Annotated in this window: 36 protein-coding genes; 26 read left to right on the plus strand and 10 right to left on the minus strand. The window is 37.9% G+C overall.

Annotated elements, in window-relative coordinates:
• The first annotated feature begins 5 nt into the window (after window positions 1-5).
• Window positions 6-443 carry a c-type cytochrome gene (locus CVPH_RS00420; protein ID WP_201341615.1) on the plus strand — a complete coding sequence of 146 codons (438 nt, stop codon included), beginning with the start codon at window positions 6-8 and terminating at the stop codon, window positions 441-443.
• 24 nt (window positions 444-467) lie between these two features.
• Here CVPH_RS00420 and CVPH_RS00425 read toward each other — a convergent pair whose 3' ends face one another.
• Entirely contained in the window at window positions 468-953 is a 486-nt protein-coding gene (locus tag CVPH_RS00425; RefSeq protein ID WP_201341616.1) for an asparaginase domain-containing protein, read from the minus strand.
• Window positions 954-1,066: 113 nt separating this feature from the next.
• On the opposite strand from CVPH_RS00425, the gene CVPH_RS00430 reads away from it, so the two are divergent.
• Window positions 1,067-1,276: a TA system antitoxin ParD family protein gene (locus CVPH_RS00430; protein WP_201341617.1), complete on the plus strand. Its 210-nt coding sequence runs from the start codon at window positions 1,067-1,069 to the stop codon at window positions 1,274-1,276.
• Window positions 1,276-1,542 carry a type II toxin-antitoxin system RelE/ParE family toxin gene (locus CVPH_RS00435; RefSeq protein ID WP_201341618.1) on the plus strand — a complete coding sequence of 89 codons (267 nt, stop codon included), beginning with the start codon at window positions 1,276-1,278 and terminating at the stop codon, window positions 1,540-1,542. The genes CVPH_RS00430 and CVPH_RS00435 overlap by 1 nt, the downstream gene beginning before the upstream one ends.
• A 63-nt stretch (window positions 1,543-1,605) precedes the next feature.
• On the opposite strand, the gene CVPH_RS00440 is transcribed toward CVPH_RS00435, so the two are convergent.
• The 9 genes from CVPH_RS00440 to CVPH_RS00480 all read right to left on the minus strand — a co-directional run bounded on the left by CVPH_RS00440 (window position 1,606) and on the right by CVPH_RS00480 (window position 6,045).
• Window positions 1,606-2,244 carry a YggS family pyridoxal phosphate-dependent enzyme gene (locus tag CVPH_RS00440; protein ID WP_201341619.1) on the minus strand — a complete coding sequence of 213 codons (639 nt, stop codon included), beginning with the start codon at window positions 2,242-2,244 and terminating at the stop codon, window positions 1,606-1,608.
• Window positions 2,241-3,089, minus strand: a complete 849-nt coding sequence (locus CVPH_RS00445) for a dihydroorotate dehydrogenase electron transfer subunit (RefSeq protein ID WP_201341620.1) — start codon at window positions 3,087-3,089, stop codon at window positions 2,241-2,243. Before CVPH_RS00445 ends, CVPH_RS00440 begins: the two co-directional genes overlap by 4 nt.
• The gene (argB, locus tag CVPH_RS00450; protein WP_201341621.1) at window positions 3,082-3,969 is read right to left on the minus strand and encodes an acetylglutamate kinase; all 888 of its coding nucleotides are present in this window, start codon (window positions 3,967-3,969) and stop codon (window positions 3,082-3,084) included. Before argB ends, CVPH_RS00445 begins: the two co-directional genes overlap by 8 nt.
• A gap of 124 nt (window positions 3,970-4,093) precedes the next feature.
• A complete protein-coding gene (locus CVPH_RS00455; protein WP_201341622.1) occupies window positions 4,094-4,234 on the minus strand; it encodes a hypothetical protein in 141 nt (46 codons plus the stop codon).
• An 18-nt stretch (window positions 4,235-4,252) separates the two neighbouring features.
• A complete protein-coding gene (locus tag CVPH_RS00460; RefSeq protein ID WP_201341623.1) occupies window positions 4,253-4,396 on the minus strand; it encodes a hypothetical protein in 144 nt (47 codons plus the stop codon).
• On the minus strand, window positions 4,368-5,081 hold the full coding sequence (locus CVPH_RS00465) for an HAD-IC family P-type ATPase (protein ID WP_201341624.1): 714 nt from the start codon (window positions 5,079-5,081) through the stop codon (window positions 4,368-4,370). Before CVPH_RS00465 ends, CVPH_RS00460 begins: the two co-directional genes overlap by 29 nt.
• Window positions 5,082-5,248: 167 nt before the next feature.
• The gene (locus CVPH_RS00470) at window positions 5,249-5,596 is read right to left on the minus strand and encodes a hypothetical protein (protein WP_201341280.1); all 348 of its coding nucleotides are present in this window, start codon (window positions 5,594-5,596) and stop codon (window positions 5,249-5,251) included.
• On the minus strand, window positions 5,596-5,859 hold the full coding sequence (locus CVPH_RS00475; protein WP_201342384.1) for a phage head morphogenesis protein: 264 nt from the start codon (window positions 5,857-5,859) through the stop codon (window positions 5,596-5,598). The genes CVPH_RS00470 and CVPH_RS00475 overlap by 1 nt, the downstream gene beginning before the upstream one ends.
• A 6-nt stretch (window positions 5,860-5,865) precedes the next feature.
• Window positions 5,866-6,045: a putative phage head morphogenesis protein gene (locus CVPH_RS00480; RefSeq protein ID WP_201341281.1), complete on the minus strand. Its 180-nt coding sequence runs from the start codon at window positions 6,043-6,045 to the stop codon at window positions 5,866-5,868.
• A 63-nt stretch (window positions 6,046-6,108) separates the two neighbouring features.
• On the opposite strand from CVPH_RS00480, the gene CVPH_RS00485 reads away from it, so the two are divergent.
• The 23 genes from CVPH_RS00485 (at window position 6,109) to CVPH_RS00585 (ending at window position 16,066) form a co-directional block, all read left to right on the plus strand.
• Window positions 6,109-6,354: a DUF1320 family protein gene (locus CVPH_RS00485; protein ID WP_201341282.1), complete on the plus strand. Its 246-nt coding sequence runs from the start codon at window positions 6,109-6,111 to the stop codon at window positions 6,352-6,354.
• 132 nt (window positions 6,355-6,486) lie between these two features.
• The gene (locus CVPH_RS00490) at window positions 6,487-6,666 is read left to right on the plus strand and encodes a phage virion morphogenesis family protein (RefSeq protein WP_225879829.1); all 180 of its coding nucleotides are present in this window, start codon (window positions 6,487-6,489) and stop codon (window positions 6,664-6,666) included.
• Entirely contained in the window at window positions 6,638-6,835 is a 198-nt protein-coding gene (locus tag CVPH_RS09855) for a hypothetical protein (RefSeq protein ID WP_225879693.1), read from the plus strand. Before CVPH_RS00490 ends, CVPH_RS09855 begins: the two co-directional genes overlap by 29 nt.
• Window positions 6,836-6,890: 55 nt before the next feature.
• Window positions 6,891-7,157 (plus strand): phage baseplate assembly protein V, encoded by a 267-nt coding sequence (locus CVPH_RS00495; RefSeq protein ID WP_201341283.1) that lies wholly within the window; start codon window positions 6,891-6,893, stop codon window positions 7,155-7,157.
• 46 nt (window positions 7,158-7,203) lie between these two features.
• On the plus strand, window positions 7,204-7,485 hold the full coding sequence (locus tag CVPH_RS00500) for a PAAR domain-containing protein (protein ID WP_201341284.1): 282 nt from the start codon (window positions 7,204-7,206) through the stop codon (window positions 7,483-7,485).
• Window positions 7,486-7,821: a GPW/gp25 family protein gene (locus CVPH_RS00505; RefSeq protein WP_201341285.1), complete on the plus strand. Its 336-nt coding sequence runs from the start codon at window positions 7,486-7,488 to the stop codon at window positions 7,819-7,821.
• 17 nt (window positions 7,822-7,838) lie between these two features.
• Window positions 7,839-8,027 (plus strand): hypothetical protein, encoded by a 189-nt coding sequence (locus CVPH_RS00510; RefSeq protein WP_201341286.1) that lies wholly within the window; start codon window positions 7,839-7,841, stop codon window positions 8,025-8,027.
• A complete protein-coding gene (locus CVPH_RS00515; RefSeq protein ID WP_201341287.1) occupies window positions 8,011-8,691 on the plus strand; it encodes a baseplate assembly protein in 681 nt (226 codons plus the stop codon). Before CVPH_RS00510 ends, CVPH_RS00515 begins: the two co-directional genes overlap by 17 nt.
• Before the next feature lie 45 nt (window positions 8,692-8,736).
• Window positions 8,737-10,278 carry a phage tail protein I gene (locus tag CVPH_RS00520; RefSeq protein WP_201341288.1) on the plus strand — a complete coding sequence of 514 codons (1,542 nt, stop codon included), beginning with the start codon at window positions 8,737-8,739 and terminating at the stop codon, window positions 10,276-10,278.
• Window positions 10,278-10,409 carry a hypothetical protein gene (locus CVPH_RS10590; protein ID WP_281064639.1) on the plus strand — a complete coding sequence of 44 codons (132 nt, stop codon included), beginning with the start codon at window positions 10,278-10,280 and terminating at the stop codon, window positions 10,407-10,409. Before CVPH_RS00520 ends, CVPH_RS10590 begins: the two co-directional genes overlap by 1 nt.
• A 224-nt stretch (window positions 10,410-10,633) precedes the next feature.
• Window positions 10,634-11,092, plus strand: a complete 459-nt coding sequence (locus CVPH_RS00525; RefSeq protein ID WP_201341289.1) for a hypothetical protein — start codon at window positions 10,634-10,636, stop codon at window positions 11,090-11,092.
• Window positions 11,082-11,318 carry a hypothetical protein gene (locus tag CVPH_RS00530; RefSeq protein WP_201341290.1) on the plus strand — a complete coding sequence of 79 codons (237 nt, stop codon included), beginning with the start codon at window positions 11,082-11,084 and terminating at the stop codon, window positions 11,316-11,318. The genes CVPH_RS00525 and CVPH_RS00530 overlap by 11 nt, the downstream gene beginning before the upstream one ends.
• A complete protein-coding gene (locus CVPH_RS00535) occupies window positions 11,315-11,545 on the plus strand; it encodes a hypothetical protein (protein ID WP_201341291.1) in 231 nt (76 codons plus the stop codon). Before CVPH_RS00530 ends, CVPH_RS00535 begins: the two co-directional genes overlap by 4 nt.
• Window positions 11,546-11,577: 32 nt before the next feature.
• The gene (locus tag CVPH_RS00540) at window positions 11,578-12,447 is read left to right on the plus strand and encodes a hypothetical protein (protein WP_201341292.1); all 870 of its coding nucleotides are present in this window, start codon (window positions 11,578-11,580) and stop codon (window positions 12,445-12,447) included.
• Between the two features lie 123 nt (window positions 12,448-12,570).
• Window positions 12,571-12,861, plus strand: a complete 291-nt coding sequence (locus tag CVPH_RS00545; protein ID WP_201341293.1) for a hypothetical protein — start codon at window positions 12,571-12,573, stop codon at window positions 12,859-12,861.
• A 276-nt stretch (window positions 12,862-13,137) separates the two neighbouring features.
• Window positions 13,138-13,716, plus strand: coding sequence for a phage tail sheath protein (locus CVPH_RS00550; protein ID WP_201341294.1), 579 nt, complete (start codon window positions 13,138-13,140; stop codon window positions 13,714-13,716).
• A gap of 5 nt (window positions 13,717-13,721) precedes the next feature.
• Window positions 13,722-13,955: a phage tail sheath protein gene (locus tag CVPH_RS00555; RefSeq protein WP_201341295.1), complete on the plus strand. Its 234-nt coding sequence runs from the start codon at window positions 13,722-13,724 to the stop codon at window positions 13,953-13,955.
• A 374-nt stretch (window positions 13,956-14,329) separates the two neighbouring features.
• The gene (locus tag CVPH_RS00560; RefSeq protein ID WP_201341296.1) at window positions 14,330-14,500 is read left to right on the plus strand and encodes a hypothetical protein; all 171 of its coding nucleotides are present in this window, start codon (window positions 14,330-14,332) and stop codon (window positions 14,498-14,500) included.
• An 82-nt stretch (window positions 14,501-14,582) separates the two neighbouring features.
• Window positions 14,583-14,852 (plus strand): hypothetical protein, encoded by a 270-nt coding sequence (locus CVPH_RS00565; protein WP_201341297.1) that lies wholly within the window; start codon window positions 14,583-14,585, stop codon window positions 14,850-14,852.
• A gap of 114 nt (window positions 14,853-14,966) precedes the next feature.
• The gene (locus tag CVPH_RS00570) at window positions 14,967-15,122 is read left to right on the plus strand and encodes a hypothetical protein (protein WP_201341298.1); all 156 of its coding nucleotides are present in this window, start codon (window positions 14,967-14,969) and stop codon (window positions 15,120-15,122) included.
• On the plus strand, window positions 15,119-15,442 hold the full coding sequence (locus CVPH_RS00575) for a phage late control D family tail protein (RefSeq protein WP_201341299.1): 324 nt from the start codon (window positions 15,119-15,121) through the stop codon (window positions 15,440-15,442). The genes CVPH_RS00570 and CVPH_RS00575 overlap by 4 nt, the downstream gene beginning before the upstream one ends.
• Before the next feature lie 43 nt (window positions 15,443-15,485).
• A complete protein-coding gene (locus CVPH_RS00580; protein WP_201341300.1) occupies window positions 15,486-15,764 on the plus strand; it encodes a phage late control D family tail protein in 279 nt (92 codons plus the stop codon).
• Between the two features lie 128 nt (window positions 15,765-15,892).
• Window positions 15,893-16,066 carry a hypothetical protein gene (locus CVPH_RS00585; RefSeq protein ID WP_201341301.1) on the plus strand — a complete coding sequence of 58 codons (174 nt, stop codon included), beginning with the start codon at window positions 15,893-15,895 and terminating at the stop codon, window positions 16,064-16,066.
• Window positions 16,067-16,249 lie beyond the last annotated feature (183 nt).

The raw sequence follows: 16,249 nt of genomic DNA on the forward strand, positions 1-16,249 counted from the left end.
ATACTATGTACTTTAAAAATTCAGTGGCGGCTATTATTATTATTATTATTATTATTATTGGCGTTGATGCGTTTTTTAGTCGTTTAATTAAAATTAACTCTGTTGACACTTCAACACTTGAAGACAGAATTAGACCACTAGGCCAAGTATATTTAGAAGGTGATATTGATGTTAACGTCATTAAAGCACCTGTAGCAGTTACTACAAAATCTCGCAGTGGCGAAGAGGTTTATACTTCTGTATGTGCTAGTTGCCATAGTATTGGTGTTGCTGGTGCGCCTAAGTTTGGTGTTAAGGTTGACTGGGCACCAAGGATTAAACGCGGTATGGCAGATTTAGTCAAAGTGACAATCTCAGGCGTAGGTGCAATGCCGCCAAAAGGCACCTGTATGACTTGTTCAGATGACGAACTAAAAGCAGCCATTGAACATATGACAAAATAAAATCTGCCAATCTCACCCAAAGGGCTAGGCGGATATAAAAATACTCTGCCCTTTGTTTTTCTCTACTTTGTCAAAATCAAACACTTGCCCATTCATGGCAATATAAACACCGCACTTTTTGGTTTGTACTGCACTTAAAGCCACGCCTAAATTAAACAAGGCATCAGAGCTTTTGATAGAATAAGGCATCATAGCACCAAATAAAACAATGGTTTTATTGTTAATTTCTTTACCCAATAGTTTTGCAGTTTTAGCCATGGTGTCAGTACCATGAGTAATTAAAACATGGCTTGTATCACTTGCCTGACACTTTCGCAAAATCAATGCTCGATCAGCACCACTCATATCCAAACTGTCCTTTAAGAATAGCACTTCAGATAAAGTATCAACCATCGACCTAGACTGATTAAGCATATCAATAAGATGAGTTTGTTTAAACACTAACCGACCAGTCAACTCGTTATAAACCTTGTCAATTGTGCCGCCAGTGATTAGTAGCTTAATATTCATTAGGTAATCATACCGTGTTTAAATGCAAAATTTGATAAAATATATTGTGTAGTATTTTACTACAATTGTAGTAAAATAAATTTATATTATTAACCAAGCGACAGAGGAAAACAATGAGTATATCAATCAGAGTCAATGAAAATTTGTACAATCAAGCCAAAATTCAGGCCAAAGCAGAATTAAGAACAGTGCCTAACCAAATTGAATATTGGGCAAGAGTTGGACATACTGCAATAGACAATCCCGACCTGCCAATTGACATGGTTGAAAAATTACTAATTGCAAAACGTGAAGCCAATCAATCTTTTGAATTTATTGACTGATGAATATTGAACAAAAATCTTCTTTTAAAAAGATTTACAAAAAATTACATGAAAACCAGCGCGAAAAGATTAATGAGGCAATTCACGCCATTATTAAAAACCCGCTTTTAGGTCAAGAAAAACAAGGTGATTTGTTAGGCGTATTTGTTTATAAATTTGATTGTATCAATCAACAATATTTACTAGCCTACCAATGGAGCAAAGATTATCGTTTATTGTTACTTATTGGTGTGCATGAAAATTTTTATAAAAAGCTAAGGCATTAAATTTCTGATTCTTTTTTGAAAATTGTCCATAAAACATTGCTTTGAAAATGAAAACGATTATATTTAAACTCTCTTGCCAAAAATATCTGTGCCAACACGCACAAAAGTAGCACCATTGGCAATGGCTGATTCTAAATCATGACTCATGCCCATTGATAAAACATCTAAGTTGGGATGTTGCTTAATAATGCCTGCCATTCTTGTAAAACTTTGTGCTGAATTAAAAGAGTTTGGTATACACATAAAACCTCTTAAAGTGAGATTTTTTAGACTTTCAAAATGAGTCATTAGTTCATTAATTTGCTCAATCAATACACCTGATTTAGTGGGTTCATTATCAATATTAATCTGCAAAAGTACCTTTAATTTAGGTAAGTTTTTTGGGCGTTGATCGTTGAGTCTTCGGGCAATTTTTAATCGGTCTATACTGTGTACCCAGTCAAAATTTTGGGCAATTTTTAAGGTTTTATTTGACTGAATAGGGCCAATAAAATGCCAAATTAAGTTTTGACCCTTTAAGTGATTAATTTTTATCAACGCGTCTTGTAAATAGTTTTCAGCAAAATGTTGCTGATCTGCATCAATGGCTTGTTGTAACTCATCTACCGATCTAGTTTTGCTCACTGCAATCAAAGTAACGGATTGAGTGTGATTGACGCTGTTAATCCTTGCTTGAACTTTTACTAAGTTATCTTTAATCAAAATACTTGATAGGCATCAAATACTGGACCGTCAACACAAACACGTTTCATGGCAATGCTCTGATCAGTTTGTACTTCAACCACACAGCCTGTGCAACCGCCCACAGCACAAGCCATATTTTCCTCTAATGAAACTTGACAAGGTAAGTCGTATTCTTTAGCCAAACTAGCCACTGCTACTAACATTGGGTGTGGACCACAAGCATATACTGTAACTTGCATTCTTTCATCAGCCGTTAGACCATCTAAATATACTTTGGCTAAATCGGTTACAAAACCCTTAAATACACCATCAAAACTTTGCAAACTGGCTAAGCGACATTCAATACCCCAATCTTCTAACCCAGGCATGGTGTGTGTTGCACCTTGATAATCCTTGTTATTATTAGCTAACTTGTCAGCAAAGGGAAAGGGTGCTTCGGAGCCTAGGATTGCAAAAGATTCATAGTCAAGGTCTTTTATTTGCTGTGCAATGGCAATCATCGGTGGCATACCCACACCGCCACCAATCAATAGAGGTCTTTTTTTATCAGTGAGTTTAAAGCCATTACCGATAGGACCAATGACTGACAACACATCGCCCACTTTACGTTGTGATAATTGGCGAGTACCTTCACCCACGACCTTATAAAGCAAATCAAAAGTGCCATTTTCAATATCAACTGACATAATTGAAATAGGTCGCCTCATGGCTAAAGCACTAGAGACAGTAAGGTGTACAAACTGTCCTGGCTTGGTTTGTTTGGCAATGATGTCTGATGCCAGGGTTAAAATATATTGTTCGCCTTCAAACTGATAATGTGCCAGAATTTGACAATCACACACCCTAATACTGGCTTTATTCATTGCAAGTAATTAACGTGCCTACACCACTATCGGTAAAAACTTCTAACAATACCGCGTGCGCAACCCGTCCATCAATAATATGCGTAGATTTAACGCCATTTTTAACGGCTGATAGAGCGCAATTAATTTTTGGCAACATGCCACTATGAATCGTACCGTCCTCAATCAATCCATCAATAATATTGGCATCAAGCCCAGTTAATAATTCATCATTGGCATCTAATAAACCAGACGTATTGGTTAATAATATTAACTTTTCAGCATTCAATGCTTGTGCAATTGCACCTGCAACCAAATCTGCGTTTATATTATAAGAAAAACCATCTTTGCCCACACCAATAGGTGCGATAACTGGAATAAAATCCCCTTTTAATAATAAATTAATCACTGAAGTGTCAATTTTATCCACCTCGCCCACATGGCCAAGATCAATAATTTCAGAGGTTGGTTTAATATCATGCTTTAATTTTTTAGCAGAAATTAGGCTACCATCTTTACCGGTCAAGCCAATTGAATGACCGCCATGTTGATGAATGAGATTGACAATTTCTTTATTAACCAAGCCACCTAGCACCATTTCAACCACGTCCATGGTTTCTGCATCGGTAACGCGCATACCATCAATGAATTGACTTTGTTTGCCAATTTTCTCTAATATCTTACCAATTTGTGGGCCACCACCATGCACTACAATTGGATTCATGCCCACTGATTTCATCAGCACAATATCACGTGCAAAACTGGATTTTAAGGCCTTATCAACCATAGCATTACCGCCATATTTAATGACGATGGTTTTGTCTTGGAACTTTTGAATATAAGGCAAGCTTTCTGTTAAGACGCTTGCAATATTGTGTGTGTTATCAGACATGTTTAACATAAATTTTTTTTAAAACACTATTTTACTTAATGTTTATACAATTAATTTGATTATTTCTTTGACAACCAAAACCACCAAATAATGCCAAAAATTAACATCAATCCTGCTATATTCACAAATATTATCATGAATCAGCACCAATTTTGATACGCCTTAACCTGTTAACATTACTCACTACAGTAAGTAATAACATTGCCATTGCCGTGCCTGCAATCATTGGATTAAGTAATATACCAAATAATGGATACAAAATACCAGCAGCCACTGGAATACCTGAAGTATTTTAAATAAAGGCGCTAAATAAATTTTGTTTAATATTCCTTGTGGTCATTTTAGAAATATAAATCACATCTACCATAGCAGACAAAGATCTGCGCATTAAGACCGCATCAGCACTTTCAATAGCAACATCTGTGGCCTGTGCCAATTGCAAAACCAACATCAGCTATAGCCAATACTGGTGCATCATTAATGCCATCTCCAACCATACCCACAACACCACCATTGATTTTTAATTGTTTTATTTTTTCGGCTTTTTCATTGGACATTACCTCAGCAATAACATCGGTGATATTAACTGAATTGGCGACAGCTTGTGCTGTGGCTTTATTATCACCCGTTAGTAGTATCACTTTTAATCCAGCCTTTTGCATTTGTTTGACAGCTACTGAAGAATTTGCTTTGGTTGGGTCTGCAAATACCGCAGCCTTGCCATTAATGGCTAAATAAATAGGCGTTTTAGCCTCTTGAGAACGCAGGGCTGATTCCGCTCGCAGTTCATCAATATTAATATTATATTTATGCATTAAGCGATTATTACCAAATAAAACTATTTGATTGTCTACTTCTGCTTTAACCCCTTGCCCTGTCATTAAGTCAAATTTCTTACCTTCTTTTTTTCTACTAGGTGTATATTTCAGTTCAGTAGTACTAATATTGAATTCAGAAAATATGTCCCTCATTTCTTTGCAATCATTCAACATGATAATCATCTTACCTTTAATTGTCCGTGCAAACTTATGACCTTCTATTCTGTCACCAAATAAGTGCTTTTGCAAATAAAAAAACCGAACAGAACGATGAATATCAGTCGACGCTTTCCTCCTATCCATAGGATGATTGGTTTATGCATTATCTTTACTCCTATATAATGACACACCTCTGTGATCGCAGGGGCGGGTCTTGGTCATAATTGCATAAGAGTGATTATACGGTTTTGGCGTTTGATTGTTGTTTCAGCAACAGTCATTCACCCGTCTTAATAGAATTTATTCAAATACTACCATTCAGTAAGCATAGAATCTTCAAACTCTACATCTTTTAAATATTTCTTATATTCTTTATCAGTCATGTTTTTAAGATGTTCCGATGGTTGATTTTTAACGTCTCTTGCTGAAAAATTATTTAAAACAAAAAAATCTTTGCCAACATTGTAATCCCAGCCAGTGTCAATGCCCACTGGCACTTTGCCGTAGACTTCACCAGTTTGCGTGTTGATGCGTTCGGTTTTTTCAATTTTTGGATGTTTACTGATGCCTGATTTTTTGGCTTGTGATTTGTTGAGTGTGCGTACGGTGCAACGACCCCCAGCCGTTCGGTGGATAGTGTGTATCCTAAAATTTATCATCAGCCTTGAGGCTGTGTACCATCCCATTCTTGATGTTGCTCGCGTGCGCGTTCATCGTCAACAGTTACATACTGCAGATATGGCCTGTCTTTTTTTGTTTCTTGAATTTTGTGCCACTTACCTGCGGCGTGGGCGGTGCGTAAATTAGTGTCGTAAATAACACAAGTGCGCCAACCGCGTTTACCTTTGTAGTTCCAGCCGTGCTTTTTAACCAATTTGTCAAAATCTTTTCGAAACTCGGTAATTGTTGTGCCGTTATCAATTGCCGCTTACACTGCAGTGCGTAAATCATTCAGCAAGTCTTGCTTGAGAGCGCCCGAAACAGTGAATGCTTTAATATGTGACGCACCAAGCAACTCGTCCCAGTGTTTCGTTGATACGCTAGCTTTTTTGCGCAGAAACTCAATTGCTTCTTTATATACCAACCCACCATAAATTACTTCAAACATCTTTACGACCCTTAATAAGTTGATTAAGGGTGGTTAAATGCATTGCTTCAGCCCAAGACAAGGATGACTAAATACGTTGATGCGTTAGATAGGTCTGATGATAATAATCTGAACAGTGCATGTCTGTTGGCAGTGGCTAAGTTTGCTGATGTTTTTGAGTTTGATAATTCAGACCAAGCGGCGGCTGTTGATGTAGTAGCGTTGATTAATGTGCATTTAAAAGATGCTTATAGTGAGATTAACAGTTATTTAAACGCTCGTTATCAGTTGCCCGTGTTTGGCTCAAAAGTGTCAGTAGCGGCAAAGTGATACTGGCAAGCTAATGGTGTAAATCAACGCAATAGTAGGCATTGGTTTTGCCGCAGGTACAAAAAGTTGACATTGAGGGTTAACTAATCGGCTGGCATACATATTGGGCTTAACCAAGGCGATTTAAAGTCAATACAGACAAAACTAAATACGCTTGCACATTTGCCTGATAATCTCAGACCAGTGCTGAGTGAAGTCGGTGATTATTTAGTATCTGAGACCACACAAAGATTTAGAGACTCAATCTCACCTAAGGGCGAAAACTGGCAAAGCGGAAAAGTAATTGCTAAGCAACACATTAGCAGTGCTTAATGGCTCGTCGTTAAGTCTAAAAGCTTTGCCAATTCGTCAGCTGTCTTTTGAGCAAATTTTAACCAGACAATTGGAAAAAGGCAACTTGAGTGCTTGGGTGATTCGTTGGCAGCATGATTTAAAGTACTCACACCTGTTGATGATAGCATTGCACCTGAGCAAGTGCTAGTTAGTCGTGAGCCAAATACTGGACATATGTATATTGATGATTACAAGGTGTTGTAATGGATGATTTAAAACAAAGAAAAGACATACAAGCCTTAGCAAATCAAGTACGTAATTTAGCACAAGTTAGCATTATTACTGAAATTGATTTTGCAAATGTAAAAGCCAGGGTTGAATTTGACACTGATTTTGTCAGCGACTGGTTGCCATGGACTGAGACACTTGCGGGCAATACACATACTTGGACACCCCCACAGGTTGGTGATCAAGCGATTGTGTTGGCGCACTCAACATACACGCAACGGGCAATATGGTTATTAGTTTAGATACTGATATTACAATCAACGCACCGCATGTGGGAGTGAACGACTGATGACTGCTGCAGTAGGCAGACTGGATGATAATTGTACTGGACACAGTTGCCCAAGTGTTGCTGGTTCAAATAATGTTACTGTCAATAGCATCAAGGTGCTCAGGGTCGATGATGGGTATGCATCTCATACTTGTTCAGCAATACCTGAGACACACGGTGGTTCTCAGGCAGTAGGTTCATCCAGTGTTACGGTTAACGGAAAGCCATTGGCTCGTGGTGGTGGTGTGAGCTGTGGCGGAACGCTCGCGCAAGGTTCAAACACTGTTACAGTAGGAGGTTAAATGCAGAGGCTTAATCGACAAACAGGGCAAACAATAGCGGGTGTTGATTGGCTTGAGCAGCAGATTGCTGATATTTTGACGACATCAAAAACTACCCGCACCATGCGCGCAGAATATAGTTCTAATTTGATTGATTTTTTAGACCGTAATATTGATGAGGATTTTGGTGTTGAGATTGTGACTGAGGTGAATTCTGCGTTGTCAGTATTATCTGATGTATTTAGACTTACAAGCGTTAATATGTTGCAAACAGGTGAGAAAATTCAATTAGAAATTATAGGTAAATATTTGGAAACTGGCGAAGAGATTAAGCTTAATTCAGTATTTGTTGCTTAATATAAGAAGGAGTAAGAATGACAAAGCTAACAAAAGCACAATCAGTAGAGACATTATCATTTGAAGTTATTTTGCAAGCTCAAAAAGACTGGCTGATTAGTCGTGATGCTAATCTTGCCGATGTGCTTAATATTGAGTCTGAGACAATCGCCAAAATGCTTGAAAATTTTTGCGTATCGCGAGCTTTATTTGCGTCAAAGAATTAATGACAGCATTAAAGCCACTATGGTTTCAACAGCAACAGGTTCTGATTTGGATAATTTACTGCTACTATTTGGCGTTAAGCGTTTAACTATTACACCAGTTAGTGACACACCGCCAGTAGAAGCAGTGATGGAGGCTGATGATAATTATCGTAGGCGAGGTTTATTAGTGCTTGAGCCATTCTCAACCGCAGGCCCAAAACTTGGTTATGAATATCATGGGTTGGGTGTTGTCGGTGTGCATGACATCGTTGTATCAGGCACAAGCACAAGCAACGGCGTAGTTGACATTAAAGTGATGAGTGCCACAAGTCAGGCAAGCGAGACTTTGTTAGATAAAGTAAGAGGCGCATTAAATGATGAAAAAATTAGACCTATGGCAACACAGCTCATTGTTGAAAGTGCTACTGCAGTTGATTATCAAATACAAGCAACATTAGCGCTTAATAACACGCCTGAGTCTGCACTATCACTTGGTGCTGCTATCAAAGCTGTTGATGAGTACGTTGCTTTAAGGTTTAAAATCGGCAAAAATACCCATTTGTCGGGTATTTATACAGCATTGCAACAACCAGGTGTTGAAGGTATTGAATTAATATTGCCTGCTTCTAATGTATCTGTAAATAATACTCAATTTGCAAATAATACAGCAATAAGTATTTCTTAAAACCACCCCTTTTAACTAACCATATCTGTAGCGATAATGTCGCATATGGATAGTTTATTACCACCAAATGCAACTGCACTTGAGCTCAATATTGATGCTCGATTAAGTGCGTTGTCCATTAATATAAAACATAATAAAAACCCTGGTTTAATTGATGTGTTTTTGCTGGATTTATTGGCGCAAGAACTTAGTGTTGATTATTGGAGTAGTAATTGGGGTGAAGCAAAGAAGCGTGCAACTATTAAAGCAAGCGTTGAAATTCACCGCCACAAAGGCACACTATACGCTGTAAGAACTGCAATTGAGCAAATCACCCAAGACTATCAAATTATCGAATGGTTTGTAGACTCTGCTCTACCGCAGGCCTTGCCTGCTGTGCTTGCGACAGGCTCAGGCGCTCCAAACACTGTAGAAGTTGTTTTATCAGTTAACACTTCTGCATCGGCAACTAAAGAAGTCTTAGCAGTAATTGACAACGCTAAACCGCTGCATGTACATGCAGCGGTTTCAATCTCACAATCTGTAGATGCGGAATTAGCACTTATTGCAGCAGGTTATTTTGAGACGCATTTAATGCTTGAAGGAATTGCCAAAGTTGGCTTTGGCAATACAGGATACACGCCGAGCGTAAACACTATTTCTTTGCAATCTGAACAAATTAAACTAGCACCTAGTTCTGCAATCGCTAAAGACAATAAAATTACATTAATTAACCAATTATCAGGTAGCCAAGAATTTAGTATTCGTGAAATTGCCATCTGCTTAGATGATGACACGCTGTTATGCCTTTGGTCATCTGTAACACAAGTAGCAGGCGAAAAAGTCGCTAACACTATTTTTAAAATTACCATTGTTTTAGAGCTTAGCGGTGTTGATGCTAGTAATGTGAGTTTTACAATTAATGACTTTGCTCATGCTGAACTTCACACGTATATTAATGATACCAACGGTCATGGCGTGGATGACCACAAGAACGATAAAAATAATCCACACAAAGTCACCGCTAAACAACTGGGTGCAGTTACACACCCAGAACTTGATACTTACAAGCTTCAAGTTGATCAAGCGCTCAATAATCTAAATCAATTAGTATTAAGCATCACCGCTAACACGGTAGCAGGCGTTGATTTTGGCGTTGTATCAAACATTGCTGCAAATAGCACAGATAATGTCGGCGTTGTACTTGTACTTGTACTTGCAGACCATTCTGATAATTTTGACAAACACACAACGAATACCATTATTTTACACCCCGAAGTTGCAGATAAGGATTATGTTATTACTAATACCAGGACGCAACTCAGTGCAAGTAAGGCTTATAAAGCCAAAGCATTTGTTGAGCATAAGAATAGCAAGGGTAGTAAATTACCAAAAATTTATTATTCCAATTTTGTTAACTTTACCGGCTCTGTTAATCGCAACTGGATAGTCAGTGGTGCATCAAATTTAGGAGCTGCTAAAGTGATGGTTACAAATTGGTGCACAGGCGACACAATTACATTCTCTTGGCAGTCTGCTTATCATATTGGAACAGGCAATGGTTCAGCAATTAAGTATAGAACCGAAACTAGAACGGAGACTTGCTAATGGAAAAGAATCGTAGATTCATTGTCTTTAATAAAATCTCAAAAGTATTTTGTGGAATGCTTGATGCATACGAGCATGACACATTGCCTGTTAGCGATTATTATAAGCAATTCAAAACGTTTATTGCATAAACATGATCAATTAACGATAGATACAAACAAGCCTATAAAGACAGTCCTAATCATCAATACATGTCAAAATAAGAGCAAGATGAAATCACTGTCAAACAGACGGAAGGCGGCGTTCATGAAATTATTGGTCCAAGACAGGTAAAAGCGCCGCGATTAAGGTTATTAAAGAATTGCTAACTAACAAGCGGGCAAAGACTATCTTAACTACAGTTGGCTTCACGCAGATGAAAGTATCTTACGGCCATAAATGCAAAACTGGTGCGCATGGGGCGTTGATAATTTGTCTAATTATCAGTATTTGCGCAAAGATAGATATTAATGCTAACCTTAATAAAGCCTGCGCTGAATTACTGCCTAGAGTGCTGTTTGATAACTACTTACAAATACACATATTACATCTACTAAAAAGTAGATTGCTGGACAAACAAACCACTTGGCAACAAGCCGACAATAACAATCATCTGCATGATTTGACGTCATCAATTACTAGCTTTCTTACTATTGCACTGCGTACTAATCAACTCTTTATTATTAATGATAAAAAATACACACTCAATATTGGTGATTGCGTAGTGTTTGATCCCGAACACCCGCATGAGATTAAGCCTGTAAGAAAAGACGAGACTTATTTGGTAGTAATACTGAACAAAACCATTGCTAAGGAGTTTGTAGATGAGCATTAAAGCTTACCAATTGATTAGCAAAGACGAAGCAAGCGCATTGCTTGCATTGGTTAAAGCGCAAGATAAAGCACGCTGGGTTGAGCATGAAATGAACTTTGCCTTAAATAGTGAGATGGGTGATTATCACGCACTGTTTGATAACTGCATGAGTAAAGAGTTGTGCAATGCGTTAATCAGCATTGCACCGAACCAATCTCCACTAAGGTTGTTAATCATTATCGTGTGAATGGTTTTATTCCAATGTACATTGATGCAGGCGCAGGTCTTGGTTGCGAGGTGCTGTGCTTAACAGAACACAACGGACAAGGTCTTGATTTTATTGATGAAAACGAGCGAGAAGTATTTATTCAAGATGTGGCTGGACAATGTAATAAATTTGAAAAATTAAACACGATTCATGGCGTGAAAAAAGTGGACAAAGAGCGCTATAGCGTTATATTTATTTACAGATAATTATGATTAAAACATTTTAAAAAAACGACAATATGCTTACTGCTGAACACATCAATAGATTAACGAATGAAATAACTGATGTGATTGAGCAAGCAGGTACTACACCAAACACTAACAACCAATTGTCAAGTGCAATTAGAAATATTGCTGTTCAACACACAACTGGGGTTGATAACAACTTAACAAGCACGGCGACAGACAGAGTGTTGAGCAGTAAGCAAGGCAAGGCACTCAAAGGTTTAATTGATAATATCAACACATTGCTCACTTCTAGCGATGTGTCACTTGATTCTATACAAGAGCTGGTTGATTTTATCAAAGCAAATAGAACAACGCTTAATGCTTTAGGTATCCCAAGCATCTCTGGATTGCAAACAGCACTAAATAACAAAGTTGATGATAATCAAGTGCTAACAAATGTACCAGTCAATGCTAAGTTTACTGATACAACATATTCAGTGGCTGATGGTGGTCTAACTGAGCGTAACTTTACAGGTTCGTTAAAAAACAAATTGGACGGTATGGAGGCTAATGCTAATAATAATCCAACTTGTTATTGGAACACAGCTGGTACTTACACAGTAACCTTATCGGCAGGAAAATATTTCATGCCCTGTGGAGGAGGCAGTGGTGGAAGGTCGCCATCATATTCAGGTTCATCAGGTGGCACTTCATCAATAGGCTCTTATATAACAGCAACAGCAACAGGAGGAGGAGGTGGCTACACTTCAAGGCGGAGCTCTAATTATCCTATTTCTGGCGCATCAGCTGGAGGTGCTGGTGGTAGGTCAGCAACATCAACAACGGATGTTGCACTATTAATTATGTTTGGTTATGGATATAGGTGTAGTTCATCAGGAATTACTAGTAATGGGGAAACATATTGCCCAACTATTAGTTGAAATCCCTGTCACTTTAATAGTGGATCCTAGTGGAACAAAAGGTGGTCACAACGATTTTCCAAATGGAACGTATTCATCAGGTGGTGGTGGCTATACATACATATCAAAACTAGCAGACTAATCATGAAAAAAGCTCTAATTAACAACAATAAAGTAATTCAAATATCAGACGAGTTTGAAGTTGCCGATGATTTTTTCTGGGCAAAATTGGCAGGTGGTGTAAGTGTTGGCGATACCGTCGGTGATGCTTATCCGAGCAAATACAAAATTGATGATAACAAACTAATTGTCACTAAAGCAACCAAGACACAACCGCAAGCAGAAATAGATAAAAATATTACCGACAAACTTAATGATTTCTCGAATCAACTAAAAACTGAAACAGAAAAAGAAGTTAAAAAGCACAAATTTTAGGATATTAACTCTATAAGGCTTTATGCGCTTAATAGTAACTTTATTTTAAACAATGTAGCAGTTAAGTTATCAAAATGGGAAGACGAGCAAATAAAGAATTTCATTAGCAAGGAAAATCAAGTTACAGATGGTGAATTAGACATAGATGATTTATCATTTGATAAAGCGTTTACTAGTTTTAAGTTGTAAAAAATTAATAATAAAAGGAGCAATATGCCATACAATCATGGAATAAGGTCTAAACAAGACTAAAATGATACAAGAGCCATTAAAGATGTGCCAATTAGTTTAATCTGCATTATTGGAACAGCAGCAGATGCAACAGATAAATACCCATTAGACACGCCTGTGTTAATTAGTGTTGCATCTAATGCGGCGTATGCTGCTTTAGGCACTGCAGGCACTTTGCAAAAAGCATTAGATGACGTGCGTGACCAAATTGGTGCGAATGTGGTAATTATTCGTATTGAGCACAGTGGTACAGCCGATGAACTGACATCACGAATGACAGAAAAAGTACAGTTGCTGCGAGGTGTTGAGTCGGTGGTGGGTGAGAAGTCAAAAGTGTTAATTACGCCAGGCTTTACTACTATCCAAAAAATAAAAGCTAATCCTGTGATGGCTGAGGTGCTAAGCGTTGCAGATGGACTGCGTGCGATGGTCATTGCTGATGGCACGAATATTAACAATACTGATGCTATTCAAGCGCGCTCGCATTACGGTTCTAAACGCTTAGTAATTGTTGACCCTGGCGTTAAAGTTTGGGATACAGTAACTAATGATTATGCCTTAGCTCGCATTGCGGGGGTCTGTTTACTAAAAATGATGCTGAGCGTAGTACATTTCACAGCCTAAGCAACATGAATATTAAAGGTATTAGTGGTACTAGTCGTCCGATTCAGTATGCTACTAGTGGTGTTAATTCTGAGCATAATTTACTCAATAAAAATCAAATCAGAACAATTGTGAACAGCGGCGGGTATCGTTATCTTGGTACTGATACTTGCGATGTGACTGACAGTAATAATCGCTTCATCAGTGCGGTGCGTGATGGTGATGCAATTGATGATGCGGTAGAGGCTGGTATTCAATGAGCACTAGACCGCAATATTACTAAGCCATTCCTTGAAGATGTAACAGCGACAATTCAAGGTTTCATAGACAACAAAATTGCACAAGGTCAAGTTTATTTTAATAATGACTATGCCATCCCGACACCTGCGGTGGATACTGTTGTTACGTGTAAGGTCAATTACGGCCTTAGTAAAGGTATTTTTAACTAAAAAGGAATCAAGTTGTCATGAGTAGGCAACAATTAGATTGTCAACTGTTGTTGATGAGGCAAATTTTGCAAAAGCTAAAGATTTTGCTCGTGAATATTCACAGACACACTTGTGACTAATGAAACCAGAATGGTGAATATTCAGTATGCGCTTAACTCGGCTGGGGGTTAGGTGCACAAGCGTCTATGATAGGCACTGAGATTGTTGAAAAAGTAGCTAAAGTGACTAACGGCTCAGCTGAAGGCGTGGGTAAAGTGGTGGGTGTTGTGTTTAATAATATGGCAAGCACAATTGAGGGTAATACTAAACAAAAATTAACACGAATTGGAGACTTATTAATTATAAGACGCAGCTGAAGTTTCAAATACGCGATTTTGGACAGTTGGGTGAGTCATTTGCTAGGGTGCTAAGGGCGCACTGTTAAGTATAAAGTTGCACTTGATCAGAACAGCAACTGTATTAGGTCAGCTCAATACATCTGGCATTCAAGGCTCTTTGGCGGGTACTTCATTCAACGCTATTTTAAGACAAATGGGCAGGTCTACTGAAGCGCTCGATTTTGAAATTGAGCGTGATGCAAATGGCAACATGGATATGATTAAAACCATTGAAAAAACCAAAACAGTTATACCAAAAATTAAACCAAAGGCAGTCGCTGAGAATTTTAAAAAACAAGTTAAGACCACTGGCGATTACAATAGCGACTAAATTGTGGTAGACGACAGAAAGTATGAATCATATAATGATGACGGGTGTATTAACGGGTATTTCAACACGCTTGCAAGCTGAGGGCGTGCAAAGAATGGGTTATGTGGCTCCCACTTGTTGCTATATGTAAAAAAAGGCTGGGCACATGCCGATAACTTAGCACAAAGACTGTGGTGTGTTGATGAAGTCAAGCAACTAAAACCTTATCAATTGACAGCGGTTATTAATGAATTTCGAGCTCAAAACAAAGACGCAGGTGTACCGTTATGAAGCCGAATTTCAAACTACTAGCTGACAATCAAGACATTACTGATGCTATTAGGTCAAGATTTGTATCATTGACGCTGTCTAACGATGGTATTAAAAATGACACACTAAGTATTGTCATTGACGATAGAGGTAACGAGGTGGTGCTCCCACGCACAGACGTTGAGATTGAGTGCTGGTTAGGTTATGGTGATGATCTGTACAACAAAGGTAGCTTTGAAGTTGATGAGGTGATTACATCGGGCATATCAGTATTATTGCAAAAGGCTCTAGGATTAACAAGTCACTCAAATCAATCACGCACGCACGCGAACATACAATAACACAACACTAAGTGATTTAATCAACACTATCGTCAAGCGTAATGTGCTAGATTCTAAAGTTAGCGAATTCTTAACAGACATGCCCATTAATCAATTAAATCAAAACAACGAAACTGACTTAAACTTGCTCACTAGATTGAGTGGCAATTACGATGCAAAATTTAAGTCTATCAGCTCTACTTTGCTAGGCTATTCAAAAGATGATTTTAAAAAAGTAAGCGGTGAAGCACTGAAGCCTATTTTCATAAGTAAAGGTGATTGCTCTCGTTGGAACTTTAGTCAAACTGACAGACCCAAATATGATGCAGTTATTACTAAGTGACGGGATAACGAGACTGGAGAGACTAAATAAGTACAATTAGCTCAGGTGAGAACATCTACTCGCTTAAAACAATCTTTGCATCGCGAGAGGAGGCAAATGACAAGGCGACAACTAAATATAACGACTTAATGCATGGACGCATTAGCGGTAGTTTGACAACCGTTGGCAATCCAAAAATAGCCAGTGAGTTTGAGATTCAATTGATTGGCTTTAGATTTAATGATTTTAAGTGCGAAAGCTGCGCACATGTGCTTGACGAACAAGGTTATAAAACATCGATTAAATTGCTTAATAAGAAATGATTAATCATTGATTAAGTACAAATTAAAATTACTTTATTTTATGTATCATTTTTTTTATTTTTTTATTTTTTTGATAGACAAGTAGTTTTGTTGATAATTTTTGATAGACAAGGAAGATAGTTAAAAATAATTTTGCAAAACAAACTTAAAACTTTTGTAAAATCAAACGCGGCTTACACTAAT

It is taken from the genome of Abyssogena phaseoliformis symbiont OG214 (assembly GCF_016592595.1).
In the GTDB taxonomy this organism is placed as follows: Bacteria; Pseudomonadota; Gammaproteobacteria; order PS1; family Pseudothioglobaceae; genus Ruthia.

What these genes read in the sequence shown, in the direction of transcription:
- CVPH_RS00555 (WP_201341295.1), top strand. Translation starts at nt 13,722, where the DNA reads ATGAATATTAAAGGTATTAGTGGTACTAGTCGTCCGATTCAGTATGCT.
- CVPH_RS00435 (WP_201341618.1), top strand. Translation starts at nt 1,276, where the DNA reads ATGAATATTGAACAAAAATCTTCTTTTAAAAAGATTTACAAAAAATTA.
- CVPH_RS00575 (WP_201341299.1), top strand. Translation starts at nt 15,119, where the DNA reads ATGAAGCCGAATTTCAAACTACTAGCTGACAATCAAGACATTACTGAT.
- CVPH_RS00560 (WP_201341296.1), top strand. Translation starts at nt 14,330, where the DNA reads ATGATAGGCACTGAGATTGTTGAAAAAGTAGCTAAAGTGACTAACGGC.
- CVPH_RS00425 (WP_201341616.1), bottom strand. Translation starts at nt 953, where the DNA reads ATGAATATTAAGCTACTAATCACTGGCGGCACAATTGACAAGGTTTAT.
- CVPH_RS00585 (WP_201341301.1), top strand. Translation starts at nt 15,893, where the DNA reads ATGCATGGACGCATTAGCGGTAGTTTGACAACCGTTGGCAATCCAAAA.
- CVPH_RS00540 (WP_201341292.1), top strand. Translation starts at nt 11,578, where the DNA reads ATGCTTACTGCTGAACACATCAATAGATTAACGAATGAAATAACTGAT.
- argB (WP_201341621.1), bottom strand. Translation starts at nt 3,969, where the DNA reads ATGTTAAACATGTCTGATAACACACACAATATTGCAAGCGTCTTAACA.
- CVPH_RS00525 (WP_201341289.1), top strand. Translation starts at nt 10,634, where the DNA reads ATGAAAGTATCTTACGGCCATAAATGCAAAACTGGTGCGCATGGGGCG.
- CVPH_RS10590 (WP_281064639.1), top strand. Translation starts at nt 10,278, where the DNA reads ATGGAAAAGAATCGTAGATTCATTGTCTTTAATAAAATCTCAAAAGTA.
- CVPH_RS00445 (WP_201341620.1), bottom strand. Translation starts at nt 3,089, where the DNA reads ATGAATAAAGCCAGTATTAGGGTGTGTGATTGTCAAATTCTGGCACAT.
- CVPH_RS00500 (WP_201341284.1), top strand. Translation starts at nt 7,204, where the DNA reads ATGACTGCTGCAGTAGGCAGACTGGATGATAATTGTACTGGACACAGT.
- CVPH_RS00485 (WP_201341282.1), top strand. Translation starts at nt 6,109, where the DNA reads ATGACTAAATACGTTGATGCGTTAGATAGGTCTGATGATAATAATCTG.
- CVPH_RS00530 (WP_201341290.1), top strand. Translation starts at nt 11,082, where the DNA reads ATGAGCATTAAAGCTTACCAATTGATTAGCAAAGACGAAGCAAGCGCA.
- CVPH_RS00505 (WP_201341285.1), top strand. Translation starts at nt 7,486, where the DNA reads ATGCAGAGGCTTAATCGACAAACAGGGCAAACAATAGCGGGTGTTGAT.
- CVPH_RS00480 (WP_201341281.1), bottom strand. Translation starts at nt 6,045, where the DNA reads ATGTTTGAAGTAATTTATGGTGGGTTGGTATATAAAGAAGCAATTGAG.
- CVPH_RS00465 (WP_201341624.1), bottom strand. Translation starts at nt 5,081, where the DNA reads ATGGATAGGAGGAAAGCGTCGACTGATATTCATCGTTCTGTTCGGTTT.
- CVPH_RS00420 (WP_201341615.1), top strand. Translation starts at nt 6, where the DNA reads ATGTACTTTAAAAATTCAGTGGCGGCTATTATTATTATTATTATTATT.
- CVPH_RS00470 (WP_201341280.1), bottom strand. Translation starts at nt 5,596, where the DNA reads ATGATAAATTTTAGGATACACACTATCCACCGAACGGCTGGGGGTCGT.
- CVPH_RS00495 (WP_201341283.1), top strand. Translation starts at nt 6,891, where the DNA reads ATGGATGATTTAAAACAAAGAAAAGACATACAAGCCTTAGCAAATCAA.
- CVPH_RS00520 (WP_201341288.1), top strand. Translation starts at nt 8,737, where the DNA reads ATGGATAGTTTATTACCACCAAATGCAACTGCACTTGAGCTCAATATT.
- CVPH_RS00510 (WP_201341286.1), top strand. Translation starts at nt 7,839, where the DNA reads ATGACAAAGCTAACAAAAGCACAATCAGTAGAGACATTATCATTTGAA.
- CVPH_RS00545 (WP_201341293.1), top strand. Translation starts at nt 12,571, where the DNA reads ATGAAAAAAGCTCTAATTAACAACAATAAAGTAATTCAAATATCAGAC.
- CVPH_RS00430 (WP_201341617.1), top strand. Translation starts at nt 1,067, where the DNA reads ATGAGTATATCAATCAGAGTCAATGAAAATTTGTACAATCAAGCCAAA.